Genomic DNA, 1,167 nt, shown 5'->3' on the forward strand with positions numbered 1-1,167 from the left:
GTTATATGCATGTTATATAAGAAATGAGAAGTTTATTTGATAAAGGAAAAAAGTATGGAGATAAATAAAATTATGTTTTTTGTTAAGAAATAATAAGTATGGCTCTTCTCAAAAGAACGTAAGTTCGTGTATAATAGGAACGAATGTTCTTTTAAGAAGTAACCTAATTATAGTTTAGAAGTAAATCCGAGTTTAGTGAGTATTAAAAATAACTAAGGGATAGTATGGCTAAATAAATGTATAAATGATCAAGGAGATAAAAAATGAACGATGTAAAGATACAAAAAGAAGGAAGAGAGTGGGTTCCGTTTACAGTAATGTCCGAACAACTTTTAAATATGAGAAAGATTATTGGAGAGAAATTAAAAGTACAAAAACCGCTTTTAACAAATGAAGCAAAAGAGAGAATTTCTGATAAATTATTAACGTCATTATTGTCTGAGAAAGAAATATTGGTAACATATTTTGAAGATGGTTACATACTAACAAGCTACATGACTGTTGTACATATCAATCCGGTAAAACAAATTGTAATTTGTACAGACGCCTTTTATAAAACTTACGTATTTAACGCTATGGATATTATTGAAATAACGTAAAAGAAGCTGAATATTAAATGGCAGCTTCTTTTATTTCTGATTTATGAGACAAATAATACAAGAAAAAGCAGCTAGCTTCGTGCTAGCTGCTGAGCCCCAGGGAAAGGGAGAAAAAGATAGGGTACTCCAAAATCAACAAGAGCTGTCAAACAGCCTGATTATAGTATAGACAAATTAAAATTTTCTATACAGAAAGTTGAACATAAGATTAGGCTGTACCCACTTGGTTTTGATCTGCAAGGTCAGAATCAAATGTATTGGTCGCGCTAACACCGCTAAAAGTATTAACAACAAAACCAACGTTTGATGCGCCGGAACCATTATAAGCTTTCGTATTTTCTTTCGGAGATACGTTGTAGAAATCACCTAAGTTAAATGATCCATTGCTATTTTGTACAACTAAATTTCCTACAACTGATGGCATAATTTTCACCTGCTTTATAATAAGTTGTTAACATTACTATATGGAGTTATAGTCCAGATGGTTCATACAATAAAAATTGTGGAATAGTAAAACGTTTGGAGCGTGGATTTCAATAAAAGTGTGTTAAAATTAATATAATAAAGT

The 1,167-nt window shown here is 30.7% G+C and carries 2 protein-coding genes; one reads left to right on the forward strand and one right to left on the reverse strand.

Translation table 11 applies throughout. From position 1 onward, the window contains the following. Nucleotides 1–263 precede the first annotated feature (263 nt). Nucleotides 264–599 (forward strand): YolD-like family protein, encoded by a 336-nt coding sequence (locus tag ABWK52_RS28600; RefSeq protein ID WP_098542209.1) that lies wholly within the window; start codon nucleotides 264–266, stop codon nucleotides 597–599. A gap of 208 nt (nucleotides 600–807) precedes the next feature. On the opposite strand, the gene gerPF is transcribed toward ABWK52_RS28600, so the two are convergent. Beyond that, the gene (gene gerPF / locus ABWK52_RS28605; protein ID WP_001141569.1) at nucleotides 808–1,023 is read right to left on the reverse strand and encodes a spore germination protein GerPF; all 216 of its coding nucleotides are present in this window, start codon (nucleotides 1,021–1,023) and stop codon (nucleotides 808–810) included. Nucleotides 1,024–1,167 lie beyond the last annotated feature (144 nt).

This window comes from Bacillus sp. AP50 (genome assembly GCF_040492675.1).
GTDB lineage: Bacteria > Bacillota > Bacilli > Bacillales > Bacillaceae_G > Bacillus_A > Bacillus_A cereus.